Origin of the sequence: Stenotrophomonas sp. GD03654, assembly GCF_029845105.1 — a bacterium.
Lineage (GTDB): Bacteria > Pseudomonadota > Gammaproteobacteria > Xanthomonadales > Xanthomonadaceae > Stenotrophomonas > Stenotrophomonas africana.
The window spans coordinates 1-24,496 of the sequence record NZ_JAOCLC010000071.1; the positions used below are offsets into that span (position 1 = coordinate 1).

Sequence of the window (24,496 nt, forward strand, 5' to 3'; positions counted from 1 at the left end):
GCGGTGCGATAACGGCGCATGCTGCCCCCGGAGATCGACGATGTCCGCCACGCCGCAGTCCGCTCCTGCTCCCGTTCGCGCCTCCCGGCACCCCCTTGTCACCGTGCTGTCGCTGCTGCTGGTCGTGCTCGGCCTGGTCATCGGCGGGCTCGGTGCGTGGCTGCTCAGCCTTGGCGGCTCGGCGTACTACGCCATCGCCGGGCTCGGCCTGCTGGCCAGCGGAATCCTGTTGTTCGGCAACCGCCGCAGCGGTGTATTGCTGTATGCGCTGGTGTTCACCGGTACGCTGCTGTGGACCTGGTGGGAGTCGGGCAGCGACTACTGGCGCTGGGTGCCGCGGCTGGGCCTGGTGACCGCGCTGGGCATCGCGCTGGCCTTGCTGGCGCCCACTCTGCACGAGCCGGTCTCCAAGCGCTTGTCGCGCAGCGTGGCGGGCGTGCTGATGCTGGTGTTCGTGGCCGCCTTCGGCCTGGCTTTCGCGCCGCATGGTGAAGTGGATGGGCATCAGCCGTTCCCGGAAGGCGCGATCAGCGCCGGACTGGAACCTACGCGCGATACCACGGGCCTGCAGCCGGCTGACCAGCCCGCCGAGGGCGACTGGCCGGCGTGGGGCCGCAGCAATGTGGGTACCCGCTATTCGCCGCTGCAGCAGATCACCCCGGCCAATGTGGCCACGCTGCAGCCGGCCTGGCAGTTCCGTACCGGCGATATGCCGAAGAAGCGCTGGGGCGCCGAAACCACGCCGCTGAAGATCGGCGACCGCCTGTACCTGTGCACCGCACGCAACCGCCTGATCGCGCTTGATGCTGCCAGCGGCAAGGAACTGTGGCGGTTCGATCCAAAGGTAAAGGATGCTTCGATTCCCTATACCGCTGCCTGTCGTGGTGTGAGCTATTACGAGCAGCCCAGCATGCCGACCCTTGCCGACGCGGCACTGGCCGATGTCGCCGCTGATCTGGCGCTGCCGGAACCGCCGCCCAGCGTCACCCGCAGCGCTGCGCCGGGCAGTCGTCCAACGTGCTGGGCGCGCATCATTGAAGGCACGCTGGACGGTCGCATCATCGCGGTGGACGCGGACAGCGGCCGTCCCTGCGCCAACTTCGGCAACAACGGCCAGGTCGACATCACCCTGGGCATGGGCGAGGTGCCACCGGGTTACGTGTCGATCAACTCGCCGCCGGCCATCGTGCGCGGCGTGATCGTGACCGGTCATCAGGTGCTGGACGGGCAGCGCCGCGATGCGCCCTCAGGCGTGATCCAGGCCTACGACGCGATCACCGGCAAGCTGCGCTGGGCGTGGGACATGGACCAGCCCGAGCGCAGCGGTCTGCCACCGCGCGAGCAGACCTACACGCGGGGCACGCCCAACATGTGGACCACGGCCACCGGTGATGAGGCGCTGGGCCTGGTCTACCTGCCGCTGGGCAATGCCGCGGGCGATTACTGGAGTGGCTCGCGCACGGAGAACCAGAACCGCTACGCGACATCGCTGGTGGCGATCGACGTGGCCACCGGCAAGCCGGTCTGGCATTTCCAGGCAGTGCGCAAGGATGTGTGGGACTACGACCTGGGGTCGCAGGCCAGCCTGATCGACTACCCGACGGCGGCGGGCAAGGTGCCGGCGATCCTGCTGCCGACCAAGCAGGGCGACATGTACATCCTTGATCGCCGCAACGGCCAGCTCCTGACCGCCGCCGAAGAGCGCAAGGTACCGGTCGGCGGCGTCGAACCCGAGCAGCGTTCTCCCACCCAGCTGTTCTCGCTGTACCACACGCTGCGTCGCGAATATGACCTGACCGAGCGTGACATGTGGGGCATCACCCCGATCGACCAGCTGGTCTGCCGCATCCAGTTCCGCAAGGCGTACTACGAAGGGTTCTACACGCCGCCGAGCAGCGAGCGCCATTCCATCGAGTACCCCGGCTACAACGGTGGCTCGGACTGGGGCAGCGTGTCCATCGATACGCGCCGCGGCGTGATCGTGGCCAACTACAACGACATGCCCAACTACAACCGGCTGGTGCCACGTGCCGAGGCTGACCGGCTGGGCTGGCTGCCACGCGAGAAGATCCGGTTCGACAAGGGCGGTGCCGAAGGCGCGGGCGACCCGCAGGTGGGCACGCCGTATGGCATCCAGGTCAACGCCGGTTGGCGGCTGCCGTTCACCGGCCTGCTGTGCAAGCAGCCGCCCTATGGCGGCATCCGTGCCATCGATCTGCGCACCGGCAAGTTGCTGTGGGACCGTCCGTTCGGCAGTGCGCGCGGCAACGGACCGTTCGGCATCCGCTCCGGCCTGCCGATCGAGATCGGCACGCCGAACAACGGCGGTTCGGTGGTGACCGCCAGCGGCCTGATCTTCATCGCCGCCGCCACCGATGACCTGCTGCGTGCCATCGATCTGAAGACCGGCAAGGAACTGTGGCATGCCAAGCTGCCCGCGGGCGGCCAGGCCAATCCGATGGTGTACGAGCAGGGCGGGCGCCAGTACGTGGTGATCATGGCTGGCGGCCATCATTTCATGGAAACCCCGAACGGCGATTACGTGATGGCGTTTGCGTTGCCGAGGTAACCGCAATGGGGGCGGTGGGCCGCCTCCATTGCACGACACGGGATTACACCGTGACCACCACCTTGCCGATCTGCTCGTTCGATTCCAGGTAACGGTGTGCTTCCTGGATCTGCGCAAACGGGAACACCTTGGCAATTTTCGGCGCCAGCGTGCCCTTGTCCAGGCCATCGACGATGAATGCCTTGGCACGGGCCAACGCGGCATCGTCGGAGACGATTTCCGAGTACAGATAGCCCTTCAGCGTCAGCGACTTGCCCAGCACATTGAACAACGGGAACGGCGTGGGTTCGCTGCTCAGCGCGCCGTATTCCAGCAGGATGCCGCCACGTGCCATCGCTTCGGTCAGTGGCACGAACTGCGGGCCACCGATCGGATCGAACACCACGCGGGCGCCGGCGCCACGGGTGATGCGCGCCACTTCGGCCACCAGATCCTGCTCCTGGGTGGCGATGACGTGGGCGGCACCGGCATCGAGCAGGGCCTGGCGCTTGCCCGGGCCGCGGGTGACCGCGATCGGCGTGGCGCCCACCGCATTGGCGATCTGGATCGCGGCCAGGCCAACGCTGCTGCTGGCAGCGGTGATGATGACGAAATCCCCGGCGGACAGGTGCGCCTGCTCCAGCAGCGCGCCCCAGGCGGTGACGTACTGCATCCACACCGCAGCAGCCGTTTCAAAGTCCAGCGCCTGCGGGTGCTTGACCGCCAGTCGAGCCGGCACATTGGCCAGCTCGCCGTAGGTGCCCCAGCGCGCGATGTCCAGCGGCGGTACCACGCTGACCGCATCGCCTGCTGCGAAGCCGCTCACCGCACTGCCGACCGCTTCGACAATGCCGGCCGCTTCGTAGCCCAGCCGGCTGGGGAACTGCGCTTCCTGCAGATAGGCGCCGTTGCGGAACATCACCTCGGCGCGGTTCAGGCCGATCGCCCTCACCCGGATCTGGACTTCGTCAGGGGCGGGGGCGGGAACGTCGATATCGTCGATGCGCAGCACATCGGCGGTGCCATATTCGTGGATGCGGACAACCTGGCTCATGGGGGACTCCGAGGAAGGGCCGACGAGGGCGCCGGCGAAAGGGTGAGCGCTACTGTGCGCGTAGTCTGCAACCAGAATAAGGGGTAATCTGGTGTTTCATTGGAAAACATTTGTTTGCAATGGACCTGATCGTTCCCCTGCGGACCTTCGCCAAGGTGGCCGAGGTCGGCTCCTTCGCCGCCGCCGCAGACGCGTTGGATCTCTCGCCGCAGCTGGTCGGCAAGCACATCCAGGCGCTGGAGCAGCATCTGGGCGTGCGCCTGCTCAACCGCACCACGCGAAAGCAGAGCCTGACCGACTTCGGCCAGGCCTACCTGGCGCGGGCGCGGGTGATCCTGGAGGAAGTGGAGGGCGCCGAGGAATTGGCGGAAGTGGCGCGTGGACGGCCGATGGGGCGCCTGCGCATCAGCGCGCCGGTCACCTTCGGCGTGCACGCGCTCGGCCCGGCGGTGGTGGCTTACATGCAGCAGTACCCGGATGTGCAGGTCGATCTGAACCTGTCCAACAGCCTGGTGGACATCGTCGAGGACGGCTACGACCTGGTGTTCCGTACCGGTGACCTGGCCGACAGCGGGCTGGTGGCACGGCGGCTGGGGCCGTATCCGCTGGTCCTGTGTGCCTCGCCGGACTATCTGGCTTCGCGCCCGGCCATCACCCATCCCAATGATCTGAGCCGGCACGAGTGCCTGGGCTTCGCGCATTCGATCATCCGCACGCGCTGGAGTTTCCGCGATGCCGATGGCAGCGTGCTTACCGTCCCGGTGTCCAGCCGCTTCATGGTCAACCAGGCCGAGCCGCTGCTGACAGCGGCCGTGGGTGGTCTGGGCTTGATCCTGCAGCCCTACGAAATGCTTGCCGCTGCGCTGGCACGTGGTGAACTGGTGGAAGTGCTGCCGGACCATGTGCCGGTATCGACCTGGATCAACCTGGTGTATCCGCGCGACCGCCAGCTGACCCCCAAGCTGCGCAGCTTCCTGGACTTCTGCGTGGCGCGTTTCACTGAGCAGTCGATGGCACGGCGATAGCGTGGCATCGATCAGTATTCCCGTGTTCCCATGCGAAGGACTCGCCCCGTGATCTCTCTCCCGTTGCCGCAGCATGCCACCCGCTTCCTGCTGCTGGCGTCCTTTTCCAGCGCCAGCGTGCTTGCGCAGCAGACACCTGCGCAGGCGTTGGCCGAGTGGGAGGTGCAAGGGCGCACGGATGGCCTGGCGCGACCTGATATCGAATGCCAGGATTTCCTGCAGGCGATGGGCCGGAAGCCTCCGGGACTGCAGTATGTAGGTTGCAGCCAGGATGACGCGTCCTACATCAAACCCATGGAAGCCCACTATCGTGTTTCAGGTGCCCAGGCGGCGCAGGTGGAAGCCTATCTGCGCGAGACATTTGGCATGCCTGCATTGCGCTACGTCTGTTGCGGCTGGAGCAATGGCGCGCCGTACTACTGGCGTGACGGCCCGGATACGGTGCGGTATCAGATCGGCATGGGGGTGGAGTCGCTGCCGTACGAACGGGACGAATGGCCGCGCATCGAGGCATTCAACGTCACCGTCGAGGTGTTGCGGCAGAGTCCCTAGCGTGGATGCGGCGGGCCGATCCATCGTCTAGGATGCGCCCAGGGATGCCCGCAAAGGAATTGCCATGAAGGCTGTTGGACGCCTGTTTCTCTGCAATGCGTTGGCCTGTTTGATCCTGGTTGCCACATCGGCGTTTCCGGCAGTTGGCGCAGCATCTTCCGAGCGCGAACATCCACGTGCGCAGGATGCCATCGATGACTGGCTTGCGGCCTTCAATGCAGGCAGCCTCGAGGGGTTGCAGGCATTTGCCGACAGATATGCGAAGCAGGAGGGCAGCACTCCCAAGGACTATCTCGAGTTCCGCGAGAGCACCGGCCCGCTGAACGTGCTGGAAACACTCGAGCGCGCGCCCAGCCAGGCGAAGCTGCTGGTAATGGGCCAGCTGAGCGAACGTGCGATGTGGGTGACGGCGGTCATGGACCCGGCTAACCCGTCGCACGTGAAGCTGTTCCAGATCGAGGGCACTGATACGCCGGACAAGTACAAGCCGGAACGGGTTGCTTTGCCCGCGCTGATGGCCGATGCCACAGCAAAACTGGAGGCGCTGCGGGCGCAGGACGCGCTGTCGGGTGCATTGCAGGTGGCACGGAACGGCAAGGTGCTGCTGGACTGGCGCGGTGGCGAGGCCGATCGTACCGCTGGCATTCCAGTGGGCGTGGATACGCAGTTCCGCCTTGCGTCCTCCAACAAGATGTTCACTGCAGTGGCCCTCCTGCAACTGATGCAGGAGGGCAAGCTCAGCCTTGATGACACGATAGGCAAGTTCCTGCCGGACTATCCGAACAGGGTGGTCGCCAACAGCGTGACCGTACGCCATCTGCTGTCACATACCAGCGGTCTGGGTGATTTCTTCGGCGACGATTTCGAGCAGTATTCCGCGTCGTTGAAGACGCTGGATGACTACGTGCAGCGCTTTGCCAAGGATGCGCCGCAGTTCACGCCGGGCAGCCAGGACAGCTACTCCAACTATGGCTTCATCGTATTGGGGCGCATCATCGAAGCGGTTTCGGGGCAGTCGTACTACGCCTATGTGGACGAGCACATCCTGCGCCCGGCGGGCATGACCGGCACCGGCTTCGAGCCGGAAACAGTGAACGTCCCGCAGCGAGCCGTCGCCTACACGAAGAAGGATGGGCAATGGGTCCGTGAAACGAAGTCGCTGCCCTGGCGCGGCATGTCAGCCGGTGGTGGCTACAGCACGGTGGCCGACATGGTGAAATTCGCCGGGGCACTGCAAAGCGGAAAGCTGGTCTCGCCCGCATTGCTGAAGCAGGCCACCACCGCGCAGAACCACAAGGGCTGGTATGGATTCGGCTTCGTGGTGCAGGGCGAGGGCAGGGAACACCAGTATGGCCATGAAGGCGGTGCGCCCGGATCGAACAGTGCCATCGTGGTGATGCCCGCACAGGGCTATGTGATCGTTGGCCTGGCCAATGTCGATCCGGATGCGATCGGCAACGTGGTCAACTACATCGCGCGTAGAGTGCCGCTGTGAACGCGGCAGGTGCCGGTCATTCCGGCACCCGCACCATCTTCGTCATCAAGTGTTCCACCACACCCGCCGGGTCGGCCGTGCGGCCCACATGCGTGCTCGACATCTGCACGACCGAACTGCGCTTGGCGGTGAGGAAGTGGAAGCGGGCGCGCGCAGGCAGCTGTGCGATCGGTCCGGCGCTGGCGTCGCCACGGCAGATGGCTACGATCGCATCGAGCCACGGTTGCAGCGCCTCCTGATCCAACGCCGGCGCGAACGCCTGGAGGCGCGCAGGATCGATCTCGATGGCCGCCTCCAGATGACGCGCGCCAGGACAGGAGACGATCACCCCGACGTTGATGAACTCCTCGCGTTCCACCCGCGGTACCACGCGGATGACCGCATAGTCATACGTGTGCAGCGTGGGCACGGATGGCCTCCTGCACGAACACCGCACGCACTTTCAGGCGGTGCTTGAGATAATCGATGTAACCCTGGCGGTAGGCTTGGGGACTGTCGAATGCCGGCTCATTGACCAGCCAGCTGTCCGGCACGAGGCCGACGATGCGCTCGATCTCGGCATCGGTCAGGCGCGCGGCCAGCTCGGCATCCACCTCGGCGATGCGGCTGGCGAACGACAGCAGCACATGGTCGCGTATCAGCACAAACGGCTTTTCGCAGGCATCCCCGGCGTTGGACCAGTCGTGATGGAAGTACATGGCCGCACCGTGGTCGATCAGGTACAGCTTTCGATGCCACACCATCAGGTTGGGGTTGCGGGTGGTGCGATCGACATTGCTGGTGAACGCATCGAACCAGACGATGCGCGAGGCCAGGTCGGCATCCACCGGCATCGCTGCCGGGTCGTAGTTGATCGCGCCGGGCAGGTAGTCCAGGCCCAGGTTCAGGCCCTCGCTGGCGCGGATCAACTCCTGGATTTCCGGGTCCGGCTCGGTGCGGGCGAACTCGCGGTCCAGCTCGACGAACAGGATTTCCGGAATCGGCAGGCCCAGCGAGCGCGCCATCTCGCCGGCGATCAGCTCGGCGATCAGCGCCTTCGGGCCTTGGCCGGCGCCACGGAACTTCAGCACGGCCATGCCGTCGTCGTCGGTCTCGACCACGGCCGGCAGGGAGCCACCTTCCCGCAAGGGGGTGATGTAGCGGAGGGCATGTACGGTGCGCATGCATGCATTCTAGCGTGGGTGCAGGTGCAACCCTCTGATCGGCGTGGACCGATTTCGGCCTTCACCTGTCCCTTCCGCCTGCGATGGCAGCATCCTGCTACAGGAACCCTTGGGTTCATGAGCGTACTGGCACTCTCGATGCAGAGGCTCCAGGCTGGGTACCTGCTCGGCTGCCAGCGACGCGCACTGCGAAGCGGAAACCTCATCCACGATGTCCTGCAGGCTACGGAGGTGCACCGATGAGCGACGAATTCACTCCCATTCTGCCGACCTTGGACGATGCCAAGGCGGAAGAAATGATCGGCAAGGTTGTACTGGTCGGGGTCACCCGCTATGGCGGCGACGGTCAGGTGAAGGGGCTGGAGCAGTACGCCGGCACGGTGTTGCGCATCAGCGCCGACGAGGGCGTGGTGCTGGCCGACGAGAATGATGGCCACGAGCGCTATCTGCCGCCGATGCTGGACCAGTACCAGCCAGCCGAGCCCGGGGAGTACCGCATGCGCACCAGTGGCATGATCGTGGTCGACCCCGACTATCTGGCCACCTGGGACCTGCACGCGCAGCAGTAGTGCCAGTCCAGGCCTGGCAGGTGCCGGCAGTTCCCCGGCACCTCCCTGGGACGCACTTTGCCCCATCCGGCCACTAGCCCTTCCGGCCCATTCACGACAACCCCTGCGGTGCTAGATTCGGGTCCATGCCCGATGCCGGGTACTCATTCACACTCAGGGGATAAGGATGCTGATCCGTCGAACCTCTCTGGCGGCGGCTGTTGCCGTTGCCACCGTCGGCCTGCTGGCCGCTGGACCGGCTTTCGCTGATTACGCGAAGCCGCCGGAACACCTGCTCAAGGTGCTGAAGGCGCCGCCGCCGCCGGCGCCGAACGTGGCCCCGGGTGGCCACCGCTTGCTGCTGACCACTGCGCAGACCTACCCGTCGATCAGCCGCGTTGCCCAGCCGTACCTGAAGCTGGCGGGTGTGCGCCTGGAGCCGAAGAACCGCAGCCGCCATGACACCCCAGGCGGCTACGGCATTCCGGCCTGCGTGGCCGACTTCACCCTGGTCGACATCGGCAGTGGCAAGGAGACCAAGGTCAACCTGCCGCAGGGCTGCGCCACCGGTGCGCTGTGGTCGGCCGATGGCAGCCACTTCGCCTTCCAGAATGCGGTCGATACCAGCGTGCAGCTGTGGGTGGGCGATGCGGCCACCGGGCAGGTGAAGCAGATTCCGAACGTGCAGTTGAACCCGATCTTTGGCAACACCGTGCAGTGGCTGGGCGGCAGCCAGAACCTGCTGGTGAAACTGGTGCCAGCCAACCAGGGCCCGGCGCCGTCCAATGGCGGTGTGCCGACTGGTCCGGACGCGCAGGAGTCGCTGGGCAGCAGCGGCGAGAGCAGCACCTACGAAGCCCGCGACACGCTGACCAGCGCGCATGACGAGAAGCTGTTCGCTTATTACGGCGCCTCGCAGCTGGCCGTGGTCGATACTGCCGCCGGCAGCGTGCGTCCGGTGGGACAGCCGGCGTTGTTCAACGACGTCAGCGCTGCACCCGATGGCGTGCATGTACTGACCGAGTCGATCAAAGCACCGTATTCGCATGCGGTGACCTACCAGCGCTTCGCCAACGACGTGGCCGTGCTGGACATCAGCAATGGCCGCAGCACGCCGATCGCCAGCCTGCCGCTGGCCGACCGCGTGCCGGTGCACGGCGTACCGGAAGGCCCGCGCGGTTTCGACTGGCGTGCCACCGATCCGGCCACCCTGGTCTATGCCGAAGCGCTGGACAAGGGCGACTGGAAGGTGAGCGTGCCGCATCGTGATCGCGTGCTGATGCTGAAGGCGCCGTTCAACGGCAAGCCGACCGAAATCACCCGCACCGCGCAGCGCTTCGAAGGCTTCGCGTGGACCGCCGATCCGGCCGTGGCGTTCCAGTTCGAGAACGACGAGAACCGCCACTGGATGCAGACCCGCATCGTCGATGTGGACCAACCGAAGAAGGAAGGGCGCCTGCTGTGGGACATGTCCAGCGATGAGCTGTACGCCAACCCCGGCAACCTGGTGTTCACCCGCCTTCCCAATGGCGCGCAGGTCGTGCGCCGTGAGGGTGACCATGTGTTCCTCAGTGGCCGTGGCGCCTCGCCGCAGGGCGACCGTCCGTTCCTGGACCGCCTGGATCTGGGCACGCTGAAGAGCGAGCGCCTGTTCCGCAGCAGTGCAGACGCCTACGAACAGTTCCTCGGCTTCAGCAACACGCCGGGCCGCTACCTGACCTGGCACCAGTCGGTGATCGATCCGCCGAATGCCTTCATCCGTCAGCAGGGCGAAGCAGTAGCTGACGCGAAGATCGGCGAGGCGCAGTTCGCGTCCACCGCGACCGCGCTGACGAAGCTGGTTGACCCGACCCCGGAAGTGCGCCAGATCAAGAAGCAGCTGGTGACCTACAAGCGTGCCGACGGCGTGGACCTGTCGTTCACCCTGTACACGCCGCCGGGCTACAAGGAGGGCCAGCGTGTGCCGGCGATCCTGTATGCGTACCCGGCCGACTTCGCCAACGCCGCGCAGGCCGGCCAGGTGTCCGGTTCGCAGCAGACTTTCACCCGTCTGCAGCCGTACCGCCTGATGCTGCTGGCCGGCTACGCGATCATCGACAACGCCTCGTTCCCGATCGTGGGTGACCCGAAGAACGCCTACGACACCTATCTGGAGCAACTGGAAGCCGACGCCAAGGCGGCGGTGGACAAGGCGGTGGACATGGGTGTGGTCGACCGCAACCGCATCGGCGTGACCGGTCACAGCCACGGTGGCCTGATGACCGCCAACCTGATCGCGCACACGAAGCTGTTCAAGGCCGGCGTGGCGACCAGCGGTTCGTACAACAAGACCTTCACCCCGTTCGGCTTCCAGAACGAGCGTCGCTCGGTGTGGCAGGCGCAGGATGTGTACCTGAAGGCGTCGCCGTTCTTCTATGCCGACAAGATCAAGCTGCCGCTGCTGCTGGTCCACGGCGAGGACGACGCCAACCCGGGCACCGAGCCATTCCAGTCGCGCAAGCTGTACCAGGCGATCCGCGGTAACGGCGGCACCACCCGCCTGGTGATGCTGCCGAACGAACCGCACTGGTACACCGCGCTGGAATCGAACGAGCAGCTGGTGGCGGAAATGCTGAACTGGTTCGACACCTACGTGAAGAACGCCAAGTAGCGTCGAGCTTGCTCGACTGCTTTGCACAAGGCCGCCTTCGGGCGGCCTTCCTGCATCCTGCGGAGCCGGGCCATGTTCGGCTGCTGTTCGACAGAGATAGGAAAGTCTCATGAAGGCAAGGATGTTGGCGCTGGCCATGTTGTTGATTTCTCCCGTGGCAATGGCGGTCCAGCCACGGATGAGCGTGCACGTGACGTACGAGTGGTCTGGCTGGGGTTCTGTATCTGAGCGCTGGGTCATCCGGCGCGATGCCTATGGGTTGACCACCCGTGTACAGGTGGTTGACGCGCCCAACGTCCAGCCGCGCTTGCCGGTGCTTCTGCCGATCGGTGCGCTGTCAGCGTTCGAGGCCGCGCTGCAGGCAGCACCGTTGACCAGGGACGCCACGGTGGATCTGATCACTTCGCGGCTGGACCGGCCCGCGATACTGAAGCTGGATCCGGAGCTGCGCAGCATGCCGGCGGCCACATGCTCGTTTGCCCAGCAGCAGGCTTGGGCAAGGCAAGCTCTGGCCGGGCAGGGTCTGCAGGAGCGCGTTGCAAAACACTTCAACGGTCTCTGGACCGATGACTATCCCATCATGACCGTGGTCGTATCCCGGCCGGGCCGCCCGGATACCGTCCTGGTCTCCACCTCCCAGTACACGATGATGCTGCCATGGAAGCGCCTGTCGTCGGCGGACTTCGATCAGCAGGATCTGGAAGGTGCTCAGGAAGAGTGGCGTCCGGCGTTGAGCGATGCATTGATGGGGCTGCTACCTGCGGGAGAACCCACACGCGAACGCTTCAAGATCGCTTGGTTTCAGAACCGATTACGCGGCGATCTTGCCTCGGAGGCGCTGCGTTGTGGAACCCAGCGCAATGAAACGGCAGATTGATCATCCGTGGATGCTCTGCAATCAACTGTGGAGACTCGGTAACGACGTGTTACCGGCACATTCGCACGCCGCGCAAATGATCTAGGCTGGACCCGATCGCTCGTTCCAGGTCGGTGCAATGAAAGCCATTCTCCTTGCTGCAACGTTGTCGTTGGCCCTGGTTTCAACGGCATATGCTCAGTCGTTTCCTGCCGAGCTGACCCGATTGGGCATTGTCGCCGGCATGCCTTACGCCAAGGCCAAGCGCCTGCTGGATGCGGCAGGTTGGCAGGCGAGTCAGGCACAGGGCGCCCCCGAGTCACTTGAGGGCTTTCCGGAAGTCGGATGCCAGAAGGGCGGAAAGCAGTGCGCGACAACCTTCGAGAAGGGCGGGCAGCAGGTCGCGGTGCGGCTGGGCACTACCCTGGCAGGGCAGCCGTTCGTGCAGGGCGCTGACTGAGCGTCTGCTGCACTCACGCCAGCGGTAGGCGATCCTGCGCGTGCGACAGCCGGTCATGCAGGTCGCGCACATGCTCGGCCTTGGCATGCACCCGGGAGGTATCACCGAAACTGCGCAGATAGGCACACGCGGCGAAGCCGGCACTCTTTTTTTCGTACTCGGCAATCCAGGCCAGTCGATCCGGATTGTTGGCCTGTTCGGCTGACCAGGCGGCCACCGGCGGGCGGATGCGATAACGCAGTCCGACGCGCCACGGCTTCGGTGTCAGCCGCGCACGGAAGCAGTGCTGCAGTCGGCACATGCGCGCGTACAAGGTGTCGGTGCCCAGTGCCTTGAAGAACGCCTGCAGCTGCTCGTCCTCGGGCGAGAAGGTGGCATGCATCGCCAGCACGCGCAGTCCCGCAGGCGTGCGGTAAGCGCGCAGATGCCAGTCGGGGTGTTGTTCGCTGAAGGTCGCGATCCGCTGCAGCGCCACACCTTCGGCGCCACCGGCGGCGGCCAGCCGCCGCTTGCGCTGCATCAGCATCGCGCCATTCACCAGCACGACGGCCGCCACGCCCAGTACCAGTCCCACCAGCCAGTGCCACAGCAGGGTGCCGACGATGGCACCAGCGAACAGCAGCGCTGCGGCGATGACTGCAGGCATCACGCAGCCAGCCGGCGGCTGCGCATGGTCGATGTCGGCGAACAGCACGTCGGGGCTGTTGAGGCACAGCGCGCCATAGCTGTTGCGGGTAATGACGACGTCGCCGTCGCGCTGCACGATCTGCTCGCGGATCGGCACCCCCTCCACGCCGTAGTTGCTGCGCACTTCGCGGCGCGGCAGCGCCTGTCCGGCGAGGATGGCATTGAGCGCTTCGTTGGCGCGGCGGTCGGCATGCACCTGCGCCTCGGCAGGGCCCTCGTCGGACCAGCCGAAGCGGCGCACCACCACCGGCCGGCCACGGAAACGGGCCTGCAGGCGGGCTTCGGCCCAGTAGGCGGGAACGATCATCATCGCAGGGTGCTCCATCTTCCGTGGCAGGTGCCGAAGCGAGTCTGGCACAGCGCCGGGGCGCCCGCATCCGCCTGCTGCGGTGGGCCGGGCGGAGTGATAGATTGCGCGCTTCGCATGCACTCCACCAAGGACGGAGCGATGTCCATGATTCTGCGCGGCCTGTTGGCCCTGGCCTGTGCCGGGGCGGCAGGCGTGGCCACGGCAGCGGTTCCGGCCGGGCCACAGATCGTCACCGAGGATGTCAGTCGTTTCTACGCGCTTTATGACAGCGCTGGCAGTAAACCCAGCGTTGCGCAGTTGCGGGGATACATGGCCGAGGGTTCGACGGGCCTGGCCGAGCTGGCGAAGGCACGCCGGGTCACCCCCGAGCGCATTGCCGAGTCCATCGCCAACCAGCCGGAACTGTATGCGCAGGGACGACGCTGCCTGGCCGAACTGCCGGCGGTGAAACAACGCCTGACGCAGGTGTTTTCCAACCTGCAGGCCATCTACCCGCAGGCCGCGTTTCCGCCGGTGACCATCGCGGTCGGCCGTGGCCGTCCGGTCGGGCTGACCTCGAAAAGCGGCGTGATCATCGGCCTGGAAGCGCTGTGCGCAGCCGATTTCATGAATCCCAATGTGCAGGATCGCTTCGTCCACGTGATCGCGCACGAGTACGTGCATATCCAGCAGACCGGCCTGACCGACTTCGAGCCGGGCGACCCGCATGCGACGGTGCTGCGTGTATCGCTGGGCGAGGGCATCGCCGAGTTCATCGCCGAGCTGATCTCCGGCAACGTCGGCAACGGTCGCCACGCGGCCTGGACCCGTGGCCGGGAAGTGCATATCGAAAGCGCCTTCGCGCTGGATCTGGACAGCACCGATCTGTCGCCGTGGCTGTACAACTACAAGCCGGGCTCGCAGGAACCTTACGACCTGGGCTACTGGGTGGGTTACCGCATCGCCAAGGCCTATTACCTGCAGGCCAAGGACAAGCGTGATGCGGTGCGTGCGCTGATCCAGCAGGACAACCCGAAGACGATTCTGGCCGCCAGCGGTTGGACGCCGGGCATGTGGATGCCGGCGAAAGTCACGGGTGTGGCGGCGCGTACGGCAGCACGCTGAGCACTGGGCATGGCGTTAGACTGCGGAAGATGATTTCAGGAGTACCCGCATGCGTGGACCTGTTGAGCTTGCCGCTGCAACCGTCGTGACGCTGGGCCTCGCGTTGGCTTCTCCGCTGGCTGCCGCAGAAACCGTCGCAGTCAATCCGCTGCTGCAGACGCCCATCGACCAGCTGCGCCCCGACGAGGTTCGCTTCATGCAGCAGCGACTGGCCGATTGGCCGGAACTGCAGCGTTACCGAGACGCCAATGCGCGACTGCCTGCGGCGGTGCCTGGCCAGCCGCGCGTGGTGTTCTTCGGTGACTCGATCACCGAAGGCTGGGGCAGAGAAGGCAGTGCCGGTTTCTTCCCCGGCAAGGGCTGGCTCAACCGTGGCATCAGCGGCCAGACCACGGCGCAGATGCTGGTGCGCTTCCCGCAGGACGTGCTGGCACTGGAGCCACAGGTGGTGGTGATCCTGGCCGGCACCAACGACATCGCCGGCAACACCGGCCCGTCCACGCAGGCGATGATCGAAGACAATCTGCAGGCGATGGTGGACCTGGCCCGTGCACATGGCATCGCCGTGGTGCTGGCATCGGTGCTGCCGGTCAGCGATTACCCGTGGCTGCCGGGCACGGCACCTGCGCCCAAGGTGCGCGCATTGAACACGGCATTGAAGCGCTATGCCGATGCGCAGCAGCTGGTCTATCTGGACTACTACACGCCGATGGCCAATGCCGCTGGAGGGCTGGATCCGCAGCTGGCCGACGACGGCGTGCATCCAACGGCAAAGGGCTATGCGGTGATGGCGCCGTTGGCCGAAGCGGCGGTCAAGCGCGCGCTGCAGCAGAAGTAGCTCCCGCGGGCAGGCTCGCCAGCAGCCACTCACAGAAGCTGATCACCAGCGGATCGGCTGCGCTGTCTTCATGCACCAGCCAGCTCCAGCGCGGGCCGCGCACGCGTGCCTCATCCAGCGGCTGCAGCAGGCCCTTTTCGCAGGCGCTTGCCGCCAGCAGCTCGCTGACCAGCGCGATGCCCAGGCCCTCGCACGCGGCATCCAGCAGTTGGCCGGGCTCGGAGAAATTCATGCCCTCGCGGCGCTGGCCGACATCGGCGCCACCCTGTACCTGCCACTGGCTCCAGTCCATCTCGCGCTCGCCGTGCAGGGTCAGGCGTTCGTGCACCGGCGTGGCGAGCAGGGCTGGATGGCAGGCCGGAAAGAGGCGATCCTGCAGCAGCACGCGATGCTGGCACTGCGCCTGTGAGTCGAGGTCATCGCGTACCGCCACGTCCAGCGTCTGCGTGGTCATATCCGGTGCCTCCTCGCTGGTCAGCAACCACAGGTCGGCGTCGGGATGCAGGCGGTGGAAGCTGGCCAGTCGCGGTACCAGCCAATGCCGGGCAAAGGCTGGACTGGTGTTGACGATCAGTTGATTCGGCTTGCGGTACTGATCGAGCCGGCGGATGCCACTGGCCAGCTGTCGCAGCAGCGACTGGGTGGTTTCCAGCAGGTCGATGCCGGCGTCGGTGAGGGTGACGCTGCGGCCCTGCCGGAAAAACAACGGCTGCTGCAACGAAGCCTCCAGGCCCCGGATCTGCTGGCTGATGGCCGACTGGGTCAGGTGCAGTTCCTCGGCCGCCCGGTGGAAGCTGCCCAGGCGGGCGGCGGCTTCGAAACCCCGCAGCGCGTTCAGCGGTGGCCAATGCTTGAGCATTTCGAATTAGTAAATCTGTTCAATTGATCGCTGAATCTATCGTTTGTTCTTATGGATCGGCAAGCGCAGCGTGGCCTCCATCCCACCGGCCCTGGAGCCCGTCATGAGCAGCCGTCGTCATTTCCTCACCCAACTGGCAGGCGCCGCTGGCCTTGGCGGGCTGGCCGCCCTCGGCCTGGCGGGGCTGCCGGCTCGCGTCTCCGCAGCGGGGCCGGGCGCGGGTGTCTGGCGTATGCCGGACGAGCACGGTCCGCAGGAACGCGTTTTCCTCGCCTTCGCCGCGCAGCCTCGGGTCTGGGGCGCGCAGGCCGATGCGGTGAACACCGCCGTGGCCCGGCTGGCCCGCACCATCGCCCGCCACCAGCCGGTCAGCGTGCTGTGCCGGCCGGCGCAGCGGAAGCAGGCGCAGGACCGCTGCGGCCGCGACAACATCGAGTTCCTCGAAGTGCCGCTGGATGACATCTGGGTGCGCGATTACGGCGGTTGCTTCGTCACCGATGGCCAGGGCGGACTGGGCCTGGTCGACTTCAACTTCAATGGCTGGGGCGGCAAGCAGAGCGCGCGCAGCGATGGTGCCGTGGCACCGTGGCTGGCGCAGGTGACCGGCGCAACGCTGCTGGAAAGCGATCTGGTGGGCGAGGGCGGTGGCATCGAAGTCGATGGCCATGGCACCGCGATCCTCACCGAAAGCTGCTGGGTGAACCGCAACCGCAATCCGGACGGGTCGCGCGCGGATATCGAGGCCGAGCTGAAGCACCACCTCGGCCTGCGCAAGGTGATCTGGCTGCCCGGCATTGCCGGCGAAGACATCACCGACGCGCATGTGGATTTCTATGCGCGCTTCGTTCGCCCCGGCGTGGTGATCGCCAACCTGGACAACGATCCGGAGTCCTACGACTACGATCTGACCCGCGAGCATCTGGACATTCTGCGCGGGGCCACCGATGCCGATGGCCGCCGCCTGCAGGTGCACACGCTGCCGCCGCCACTGGACGGGCGCGACAACGTGCATACCCGCGGCAACGATGATCTGGCGACGGGCTATATCAACTACCTGCCGATCAACGGCGCGGTGGTCGCGCCGCAGTTTGGTGACAACGCAGCCGATGGCTACTGCCGTGAACTGCTGGAAGACCTGTATCCCGGTCGCATGATCGAACAGGTGGACATCGATGCGATCGTCGGCGGCGGTGGCGGCATCCATTGCGTGACCAAGAACATGCCAAAGGTAGGCTGAGGTGCCTCAGGCATCGTCCTGCTTCAATGCCGCATCGGCGGCCAGCAGCGCCTCGGCGGCTGCACTGAGCGGTGGCGAGGGTGGGGCGACCACGTCGATCGCTTCCATCATCTTCGGCATGCCCAGGAACTGACGTGCGCGACGGTCGTAGATGCCGGTGACCAGCAGCGCACGGGTGGCGATCTTCTGCTCTGACCCGATCAGCACGCGCTGCTCCATGATGCCGCGCGAGCCGACCCAGCCCACCAGGCGCGTTTCCAGGGTGAAGCGCTGGAACGGCTTCAGCTCGCGGCGGAACTGGATGGTGCCGGCGCCGACGATCGGTGCCCACTTCTCGCGCAGCGCCACCCGGCCCAGGCCCATGCGCAGGATCAGGTCCAGCCGGCCCAGATCGAAGATGTTCCAGTAGCGGCCGTTGGTCATGTGCAGGTTGCTGTCCAGGTCGTTGGGCAGCACCCGGAACTGCAGGCGCGAGACCCCGAACGGGGCCTCCAGCTTTGGCCGGAACAGACTGCACAGCAGCAGGTGGAGCAGGCGGAACCAGAGATTCATGGTTATGACGACTGTTATAGAATCGCCGGCACGCTAATCTATGACGACTGTCCTGGCAACGAGCCGGCCGTGAGCCCGCGACCCTCTGATGCGCCTCAACGCGTGATTGATGCTGCTGCACAGATGCTGGCACGCGTGGGCCTCAATGCCACCAGCATCCGTGAGGTGACCAAGCTGGCCGAGGCGCCGCTGGGATCCACTTACCATCACTTTCCCGGCGGCAAGCAGGAGCTGCTGGCGCGCGCCACCTGCATGGCTGGCGACAAGGTGGAGGCGCTGCTGGTGGAGCTGTTGAACGGCGGCGCAGTGCAGGGCCTGCAGCAGTTCCTGGCGATGTGGCGCGAGCGCTTGCTGCGCTCCGGGTTCCGTGCCGGCTGCCCGGTGCTGGCTGCTGCCGTGGAGGAACCGGTGGAGGCGGTGCCCAGCCAACCGCGGGCGGCCGCTGCGGAGGTGTTCGTGCGTTGGCAGGGCCATCTGGCCGCAGCGTTCGTCGCCGATGGCCACGACCCGGCCGCCGCGGGCGGGCTGGCCAGTCTGGTGATTGCCAGCGTGGAGGGTGCGGTGGCGATGAGCCGCGCACTGCAGGACATCGCTCCGTTCGACCAGGTGGCCGCGCAGTTGCTGAAGGCCACCGCGCCTCCTTGATCCGGCGGCACGCTCGCGGGAGACTCGGCGCAGGCCCTGACCGGACGCCGCCATGGACGAATCGCACTGCCGCTACCTGATCGAGCACTACCTGCAGGCCTACAACCGCTTCGACATCGAGGCCATGCTGGCGGTGCTGGCGCATAACGTGCGTTTCGAGAACCACAGCGGCAGCCAGCTGACGATGGTCACCGAAGGCATCGATGCCTTCGGCGAACTGGCACGGCAATCGGCGCCGTTGTTCCGCGAGCGCGAGCAGCGGTTGCTCGAGCTGACCTTCAAGGATGGCGTGGCGCTGGCTAGCATCGGCTGGCGTGGCGTGTTCGCGCAGGACATTCCCGAGGGTCCCAGCGCGGGCACGGAACTGGCACTGCAGGGACACAGCGAGTTCGCTTTTGAGGATGGTCGCATCGTGCGGATCGTCGACCGCAGCTGATGATCGATGGCCTCGGCCCGGCGTCTGGACAGCGGCCCCGACCGCGGTAGAATCCGCGCAACACCGCCCACGCGTGCCCGGCAAGGATGTCCGCATGCTGTATCAGGTTCTTGAGCTTCCAGGCTCCACGGGCTGTAGCGGCGCATGTGGATGGCCGAGCTCGGTTTTTCGTTCCTGGCCTGCCCTGCGCTATGATCCGCGCCAAGGCCAAGGTATGTGGCCGGCTGTCAACCACCACGAATGAGGAAAAGCGCATGGACGTCGCTACACACCGCAACAGGACGTTGTTTCGTTGGATCATGGTGACGCTGCTGGCAGTATTGATGCCGTTTGCAGCGCTGGCACAGCCCGCAGCCGGGCAGGCCGATGGCGCCGAAGCCGCCACTGCCGCGGAAGAGGCACAATGCCGCGCCTGCAGCTATGAGCGTATCGGGCACAAGGTCGATATCGGCCTGGTTGCACTGGTGTCGCTGCTGGTGGTGGGGCTGCTGGTAGCGGTGTCCCGCGAGTGGGGTACCACCTCGCAGCGCTGGACCTGCCGCACGCTGGCCCTGCTGCTGGTGGGCATCGGCCTGGCGTTGCTGTGGTGGGCTGGCAGCGTCGTCTACCTGGGCTACAACCCGTGGCAGGAAATGGCCGCCCCTGTCGATGGCTCGCTCACCTCGACACTGCTCAATACTTCACCGAAGTGGCTGGCGGCGCTGGCGTTGATTGGGTTCGCGCCTTCCATCTGGAAGCGCAGCGAACGCCTGCCGGCCTGGCGTATCGGCTGACCCTGGAACGACGGCGCCGGGCCACACCGGCGCCGCCCGTGGCAATCAGTCAAAGCGCCAGCGCACGCCCGCATAGACGCCACGGCCCTCGCCCGGGGTCGAGCGCGCGACATCCTTGCCGGCGTCGTCGTAGCCCGGCGTGACCGTGGCGGCGTAGTGGCGGTTGCCGATGTTGCGCAGCTCGGCCCAGGCCTGCCAGCGGCCACCGGGTGCGTCGTAGCCGATGCGGCTGCCGAAGATCACATGGCTGTCGGCCCAGTAGCTGTTGGCGTAGTCCACGGCGATGCGCGAGGCGTATTCGGTATTGAGCGCGGCGTACAGGCCGGATGCATGATCGAAGCGCAGCTCGGCTTGATACGCGTGGCGCGGCAGGCCGGGCAGGCGGTTGCTGCCGAAACGCGCGTCGTGGCGGTAGCGGAAATCGCTGAAGGTGTACGCCTGGCGCAGCGACAAACGGCCCGGTGCAGCCTGCCACAGCGTGCTGTCCAATCCGGCTTCGATGCCGCGGTGCACGGTGGGGCTGGCGTTGTTCTCGGCGATGAACAGGTTCGGCACCGGTTGCAGTTCGACGCTGAGCAGTTCGTGGTTTACGTGCGCGTAGTAGCCGGTCAGTTCCCAGCGACCCAGCGCCGCGTCACCGCGCGCACCCAGTTCCAGCGTGGTGGCTGTCTGGTTCTGCATTGGCACCGGCGCGCGCTGTCGGCCGGTGGACGGGCCATTGCCCGGCCCGAAGTACTGGTTCGAGCCCCAGATCATCGACCAGGGATGCGGCGCTTCCACCGACCGGCTGAGGTTGCCGAACCACTGCGTCTGCGCGCTGTGCTGCCAGGTGAAACCCAGTCGCGGCGCGTAGTCCCAGACATGGTCGCGCAGGCGGCCGCCGCTGCTCGGCCAGGTCACCTGCACCTCGCGGCGGGTGTTGATCAGTGCCAGCCCGGTCTGCATGCGCAGGCGTTCATTGAAGGCGAGGGTATTGCTGACGTGCAGCGTGCTGTCGGTGCCGTGGTGGCGGAAGTCACGCGTGCGCGTGCTGGCAGCGTAGCCGTTGCTGGCAAAGCGCAGCGACTCGCGCACATCGGCGTCCAGATCGTGGGTGACGCGCAGGCCGACCGTGGTCTCGCTGTCCAGGCCGAACAGCCGGTGGCGGCGGCGATAGTCCAGCGTGGCGTTGAGGTTGGCGTAGTCCAGCTGCTGCCGGTACAGGCTCTCGTTCAAGTCCATCGGGTACGTGTGATAGACCAGCCCGGCCTGCAATGAGGAGTCCTCATCGATCTGCAGCGTGGTGACGTTGCCCACCCAGGTGCTGCCCGGCTGCGGGCGACGCGCATCGATGGCCAGGTTGGCCGCGTTCGCGGCACGCGGATCGTTGCGGATCTGATCGCGGGTCAGGCGGCCGGGCGTTTCATGATTCGTTTCGCGATAGCGCACGAAGAAACGCGTCTGCAGGTCGGGGGTGATCTGCCAGCCGATGTTGGCCATCGCACCCTTGCCGTCGCCGCGTGCATGACGCTGGTAACCGTCGAATTCGGTATCGGTGTAGGCCAGGAAGTAGTCGACATCACCACTGACGCCGCCCCAGCTGATGCCGTGCTTCTGGTAGCCACGACTGCCGGCTTCGTAGTGCAGCTGCACGCCCGCCGAATCACGACCGCTGCGGCTGACGTAGTCGATGGCACCGCCCAGCGCCAGCGCGCCGCGCTCGAAGCCGTTGGCGCCGCGCAGCACTTCGACGCGCGACAGCCACAGCGGTTCCAGCAGCTCGTAGGGCGTGCCACCCGGGCTGGTCAGTGGCAGACCGTCGATCGACACAGCGATGCCCGAGGCGTGCGCGCCCGGACCGCGGTTGATGCCCGAGCCACGGATCGAGATCTTGGTGCCTTCGTTGCCCGGAGACTGCGCGCTGATGCCCGGCTGGTAGGCCAGCACATCGGCACTGCTGGACAGTCGGCTGCCGGCCTTGGCCACGTCGATGACGTTGCTGGCGCCGGGCACCCGCTTCAACGCCTCGCGCGCCTGAGCGCTGGCATCGGTGGCAGCGGTGACCTGCACGGCATCCAGCGTGGTGGCCTGCGGGGCCGCAGCGGCGGTGGAAGCTAGGCCGAGGGAAACGGCCAGGAACAACAGTGATCGGGTGGGACGGTACGACGAGAGCGACATGCGGAAATGCTGTAAACCACGAAAGTGGCGCGCAAGTTAACAGGTCGGTGGCCCCCACGTCACCCTCCACCTGCGTATGGCCACCTGTGGTGGCCCTGTAGAGCCGAGCCCACGCTCGGCTATCGCGCGCAGCGCGGGTTCTCTGCGATCGCCACGAAGAACAGCCGAGCATGGGCTCGGCTCTACGGTTTACCGCGAAGGCTTCGCCAGCGCCTTGGCCTTCGCGTACAGCGCCTTGGCAATATCTGCATCGCCCAGCGCCGCATGGCATTCGGCCAGGCTGTCCCACGCGTTGGCCGAATCCGGATACAGCTCGGCGTTGAGCGCGAACACCTTCAGTGCCTTGCGTGCACCCAGGCTTTCGCGGATGGCGTAGCCATCGGCATTGATCGCGCGTTCCAGTTCGCCGGTGGGAACGCCATTGCTGTCGCGCAGCCAGCTATGCATCAGCGGTTTCGCATCGGCGATGTCATCCAGCGCGTAGCCGATCAACCGCTCGGACAGCACAGCGTGCGGAAACTCCTGTGGCGCGGCCACCGCCATCGCGCTCTCCACCAGCGTGCTGGACCAGACATTGCGGGCGCTGCCGTTGGTCAGGTACACGAATACCCAGTAGCCACTGGCCAGCGTGCCCTTGTAGGCCAATCGCGCACGTACACGGGTGCCACCATCGTGACCGACCTGGGTGTAGCCGTCGCTTCGGGTGGTGTCCCAGCCGGTGGAGAAGAAATTGCTGCCGCCACCGGCCAGTTTCTGCGGCTGCCAGAGTGTTTCCAGGGTCGCCGTGCGCAGCAGCCTGCCAGTCGCCAGCGCCTGCAGGAAACGGTTCATGTCACCCACGGTGGTCTGCAGATCGGCATGGCCCCAACCGTAGTCCGGCCAGGGATCTTCATTGGCCGGCTGCAGCTGGCCGTCCTTGCCGATGTAAGGCACCGCCGCGCGCGTGGCTGGCACGCTGGTAACGCCCCATGAGGTGCTGGTCATCTTCAGCGGCTGCAGGATGCGTTCGCGCGCGATGGCCGGGTAGGGCTTGCGGTAATGCGCTTCCAGCAACGCGGTCAGCACCAGGTAGTTGGCCTGGGTGTACTGCACGCGGCTGCCGGTGGCGAACTGCATCGGTGGCGCGCCGGCCACCTTCAGTGCAGCGCCAAGGTCAGGCGCTACACCGAGGTAGCCCTTGCTCACCCAGCGGTTGTTCACGCGGTCGTAGTACTCACCGATACCTGAGCTGTGGTTGAGGAAATCGCGCACGTGGATCGCCTGCCATGCTGTGGGCAGGTCCGGCACATAGCGGCTGGCTGGTGCATCCAGATCTACTTTGCCCTGATCCACCAATTGCATCACCAGCGTGCTGGTCAGCAGCTTGGCCATCGACTGCGCGGCGAAGATGGTATCGACGGTGACCGGTGCATGGGTAGCGGGATCACGTTCACCGCTGGCGCCCTGATAGAGCACCTGGCCGTTGTGTGCGACCAGTACCGCCTGGCCGGCGATGCCGTAGCGCTCGCGGTTGGCCTGCAGTTGGGCGTCGAGCTGGGAAGAGGGGCCAGAGGGGAGGTCACGCGCTGAAGCGAGCGGAGCAACGAACAGGGCGAAGAGCAATGCAGCAGCAAGGGTGCGGCACATCGCGGTGATCCATCAGCGGTGATGGCGCATGTTGGTCAGCGGCGGTCGACGGGTCAAGCGGAGGCGGGCGCCTATGTGAATGCGTGAATTTCCAATGGCCTGTCGTAAACAGCTCTTCGCGACGGATGAGGCACCAGATATAAGAACGCCTCAGTCCAAACCGACGAGATAGCCTTGCATGGGAGGGTTAATGGAGGAGGATGAGGATTTCGCGCTCTTCATCGAGAGCTTCGGAGAGGCAACTGAACACGATCCGGTGCCAGAGACCAGCTTCTCCAAGTGGACGGGCATCTTGCCCGAATCGCTCTTGAGCTATTGGCGTCGGGATGGATGGGCGAACTATGGCAACGGACGCCTGTGGACGGTGAATCCCGAGGACTACGACGGCCTGATGCGCGCGTGGTTGGCCGGTACTCCATTTACACAGATCGATACCTACCATGTGTTTGCCAGAAGCGGGTTTGGACGCCTCTACCTGTGCGGCGAAGCATCAGGTGCGGGCTTGAACATCGATCCAGTCAGCAGTGAAGTGTTTGCTCTTCAGAACTGTTTGAGGCCGAAGTCTCTTGCGCGACAGGACGGTGGCATCAAGGCCTTCTTCGCCTGCGCGGAGCTCGACGATTTTGATCTGATGGATGGGGATGAAGAACTGCTCTTCGATAGGGCTGTGAACACTTGTGGGAACTTGCTGGCGGATGAGATGTTTGGCTTTGAGCCAGCGTTGGTTTGCGGCGGAGAAATCACCATTGAGAATGTGCGCAAGCTAAAGATTCAGCCGCACCTGCACATGCTCAGAGAGTTCGCCACACCTGCGTTTCCACGCTATGCGATTGATGTTAAACCGCTGGCCCGGAAGTGATCCAATCAATTCGAATCATGTAGAGCCGAGCCCATGCTCGGCTGCATTCCGGTCAGGCGTCG

23 protein-coding genes are annotated in these 24,496 nt (G+C 65.6%); 15 read left to right on the plus strand and 8 right to left on the minus strand.

From position 1 onward, the window contains the following. Nucleotides 1-40 precede the first annotated feature (40 nt). Nucleotides 41-2,569 carry a membrane-bound PQQ-dependent dehydrogenase, glucose/quinate/shikimate family gene (locus N5J73_RS20235; RefSeq protein WP_049445605.1) on the plus strand — a complete coding sequence of 843 codons (2,529 nt, stop codon included), beginning with the start codon at nucleotides 41-43 and terminating at the stop codon, nucleotides 2,567-2,569. A 43-nt stretch (nucleotides 2,570-2,612) separates the two neighbouring features. On the opposite strand, the gene N5J73_RS20240 is transcribed toward N5J73_RS20235, so the two are convergent. Further along, complete coding sequence (locus N5J73_RS20240) at nucleotides 2,613-3,602, minus strand: zinc-dependent alcohol dehydrogenase family protein (protein ID WP_049445603.1); 990 nt, start codon at nucleotides 3,600-3,602, stop codon at nucleotides 2,613-2,615. Between the two features lie 119 nt (nucleotides 3,603-3,721). On the opposite strand from N5J73_RS20240, the gene N5J73_RS20245 reads away from it, so the two are divergent. From N5J73_RS20245 to N5J73_RS20255, 3 genes are all read left to right on the plus strand, one after another. After that, complete coding sequence (locus N5J73_RS20245; protein WP_049445601.1) at nucleotides 3,722-4,627, plus strand: LysR substrate-binding domain-containing protein; 906 nt, start codon at nucleotides 3,722-3,724, stop codon at nucleotides 4,625-4,627. A 63-nt stretch (nucleotides 4,628-4,690) separates the two neighbouring features. Next, on the plus strand, nucleotides 4,691-5,179 hold the full coding sequence (locus tag N5J73_RS20250; RefSeq protein ID WP_226053544.1) for a DUF4952 domain-containing protein: 489 nt from the start codon (nucleotides 4,691-4,693) through the stop codon (nucleotides 5,177-5,179). A gap of 64 nt (nucleotides 5,180-5,243) precedes the next feature. Then, complete coding sequence (locus tag N5J73_RS20255) at nucleotides 5,244-6,674, plus strand: serine hydrolase domain-containing protein (protein WP_049445599.1); 1,431 nt, start codon at nucleotides 5,244-5,246, stop codon at nucleotides 6,672-6,674. A gap of 16 nt (nucleotides 6,675-6,690) precedes the next feature. On the opposite strand, the gene N5J73_RS20260 is transcribed toward N5J73_RS20255, so the two are convergent. After that, nucleotides 6,691-7,083, minus strand: a complete 393-nt coding sequence (locus N5J73_RS20260) for a DUF3037 domain-containing protein (RefSeq protein ID WP_049445598.1) — start codon at nucleotides 7,081-7,083, stop codon at nucleotides 6,691-6,693. Beyond that, entirely contained in the window at nucleotides 7,061-7,837 is a 777-nt protein-coding gene (locus tag N5J73_RS20265) for a HipA family kinase (protein WP_049445597.1), read from the minus strand. The genes N5J73_RS20260 and N5J73_RS20265 overlap by 23 nt, the downstream gene beginning before the upstream one ends. A 239-nt stretch (nucleotides 7,838-8,076) precedes the next feature. Between N5J73_RS20265 and N5J73_RS20270 the strand changes: the two genes are divergently transcribed. From N5J73_RS20270 to N5J73_RS20285, 4 genes are all read left to right on the plus strand, one after another. Further along, a complete protein-coding gene (locus N5J73_RS20270) occupies nucleotides 8,077-8,406 on the plus strand; it encodes a hypothetical protein (RefSeq protein WP_005413891.1) in 330 nt (109 codons plus the stop codon). A 166-nt stretch (nucleotides 8,407-8,572) separates the two neighbouring features. Continuing rightward, complete coding sequence (locus N5J73_RS20275) at nucleotides 8,573-11,035, plus strand: prolyl oligopeptidase family serine peptidase (protein ID WP_049445595.1); 2,463 nt, start codon at nucleotides 8,573-8,575, stop codon at nucleotides 11,033-11,035. 121 nt (nucleotides 11,036-11,156) lie between these two features. Continuing rightward, nucleotides 11,157-11,912, plus strand: a complete 756-nt coding sequence (locus N5J73_RS20280; RefSeq protein WP_229302223.1) for a hypothetical protein — start codon at nucleotides 11,157-11,159, stop codon at nucleotides 11,910-11,912. A gap of 118 nt (nucleotides 11,913-12,030) precedes the next feature. Beyond that, the gene (locus N5J73_RS20285) at nucleotides 12,031-12,351 is read left to right on the plus strand and encodes a hypothetical protein (RefSeq protein ID WP_164078579.1); all 321 of its coding nucleotides are present in this window, start codon (nucleotides 12,031-12,033) and stop codon (nucleotides 12,349-12,351) included. A gap of 13 nt (nucleotides 12,352-12,364) precedes the next feature. Here the strand turns inward: N5J73_RS20285 and N5J73_RS20290 are convergent, their stop codons facing one another. Continuing rightward, nucleotides 12,365-13,348, minus strand: coding sequence for a hypothetical protein (locus N5J73_RS20290; protein ID WP_049445589.1), 984 nt, complete (start codon nucleotides 13,346-13,348; stop codon nucleotides 12,365-12,367). 138 nt (nucleotides 13,349-13,486) lie between these two features. On the opposite strand from N5J73_RS20290, the gene N5J73_RS20295 reads away from it, so the two are divergent. Next, nucleotides 13,487-14,452, plus strand: a complete 966-nt coding sequence (locus tag N5J73_RS20295) for a DUF2268 domain-containing putative Zn-dependent protease (RefSeq protein WP_049445585.1) — start codon at nucleotides 13,487-13,489, stop codon at nucleotides 14,450-14,452. 49 nt (nucleotides 14,453-14,501) lie between these two features. Further along, nucleotides 14,502-15,290, plus strand: coding sequence for an SGNH/GDSL hydrolase family protein (locus N5J73_RS20300; protein WP_049445582.1), 789 nt, complete (start codon nucleotides 14,502-14,504; stop codon nucleotides 15,288-15,290). On the opposite strand, the gene N5J73_RS20305 is transcribed toward N5J73_RS20300, so the two are convergent. After that, the gene (locus tag N5J73_RS20305) at nucleotides 15,265-16,149 is read right to left on the minus strand and encodes a LysR family transcriptional regulator (RefSeq protein ID WP_049445581.1); all 885 of its coding nucleotides are present in this window, start codon (nucleotides 16,147-16,149) and stop codon (nucleotides 15,265-15,267) included. The two genes, N5J73_RS20300 and N5J73_RS20305, sit on opposite strands and share 26 nt — an antisense overlap. A 103-nt stretch (nucleotides 16,150-16,252) precedes the next feature. Between N5J73_RS20305 and N5J73_RS20310 the strand changes: the two genes are divergently transcribed. Further along, on the plus strand, nucleotides 16,253-17,386 hold the full coding sequence (locus tag N5J73_RS20310; RefSeq protein WP_049445579.1) for an agmatine deiminase family protein: 1,134 nt from the start codon (nucleotides 16,253-16,255) through the stop codon (nucleotides 17,384-17,386). A 6-nt stretch (nucleotides 17,387-17,392) separates the two neighbouring features. Here the strand turns inward: N5J73_RS20310 and N5J73_RS20315 are convergent, their stop codons facing one another. Beyond that, a complete protein-coding gene (locus N5J73_RS20315; protein WP_049445578.1) occupies nucleotides 17,393-17,938 on the minus strand; it encodes a thioesterase family protein in 546 nt (181 codons plus the stop codon). A 69-nt stretch (nucleotides 17,939-18,007) separates the two neighbouring features. On the opposite strand from N5J73_RS20315, the gene N5J73_RS20320 reads away from it, so the two are divergent. The 3 genes from N5J73_RS20320 to N5J73_RS20330 all read left to right on the plus strand — a co-directional run bounded on the left by N5J73_RS20320 (nucleotide 18,008) and on the right by N5J73_RS20330 (nucleotide 19,792). Beyond that, on the plus strand, nucleotides 18,008-18,583 hold the full coding sequence (locus N5J73_RS20320) for a TetR/AcrR family transcriptional regulator (RefSeq protein ID WP_049445576.1): 576 nt from the start codon (nucleotides 18,008-18,010) through the stop codon (nucleotides 18,581-18,583). Nucleotides 18,584-18,635: 52 nt separating this feature from the next. Then, on the plus strand, nucleotides 18,636-19,019 hold the full coding sequence (locus N5J73_RS20325; RefSeq protein WP_049445574.1) for a nuclear transport factor 2 family protein: 384 nt from the start codon (nucleotides 18,636-18,638) through the stop codon (nucleotides 19,017-19,019). A gap of 254 nt (nucleotides 19,020-19,273) precedes the next feature. Beyond that, nucleotides 19,274-19,792 (plus strand): hypothetical protein, encoded by a 519-nt coding sequence (locus N5J73_RS20330; protein ID WP_049445690.1) that lies wholly within the window; start codon nucleotides 19,274-19,276, stop codon nucleotides 19,790-19,792. Nucleotides 19,793-19,837: 45 nt separating this feature from the next. Here the strand turns inward: N5J73_RS20330 and N5J73_RS20335 are convergent, their stop codons facing one another. Both N5J73_RS20335 and N5J73_RS20340 read right to left on the minus strand, forming a co-directional pair. Then, nucleotides 19,838-21,949 (minus strand): TonB-dependent receptor, encoded by a 2,112-nt coding sequence (locus N5J73_RS20335; RefSeq protein WP_049448573.1) that lies wholly within the window; start codon nucleotides 21,947-21,949, stop codon nucleotides 19,838-19,840. Nucleotides 21,950-22,138: 189 nt separating this feature from the next. Beyond that, nucleotides 22,139-23,575, minus strand: a complete 1,437-nt coding sequence (locus tag N5J73_RS20340) for a serine hydrolase domain-containing protein (RefSeq protein WP_049448572.1) — start codon at nucleotides 23,573-23,575, stop codon at nucleotides 22,139-22,141. A gap of 190 nt (nucleotides 23,576-23,765) precedes the next feature. Between N5J73_RS20340 and N5J73_RS20345 the strand changes: the two genes are divergently transcribed. After that, nucleotides 23,766-24,434 carry a GAD-like domain-containing protein gene (locus tag N5J73_RS20345; RefSeq protein ID WP_049448570.1) on the plus strand — a complete coding sequence of 223 codons (669 nt, stop codon included), beginning with the start codon at nucleotides 23,766-23,768 and terminating at the stop codon, nucleotides 24,432-24,434. Nucleotides 24,435-24,496: the final 62 nt, after the last annotated feature.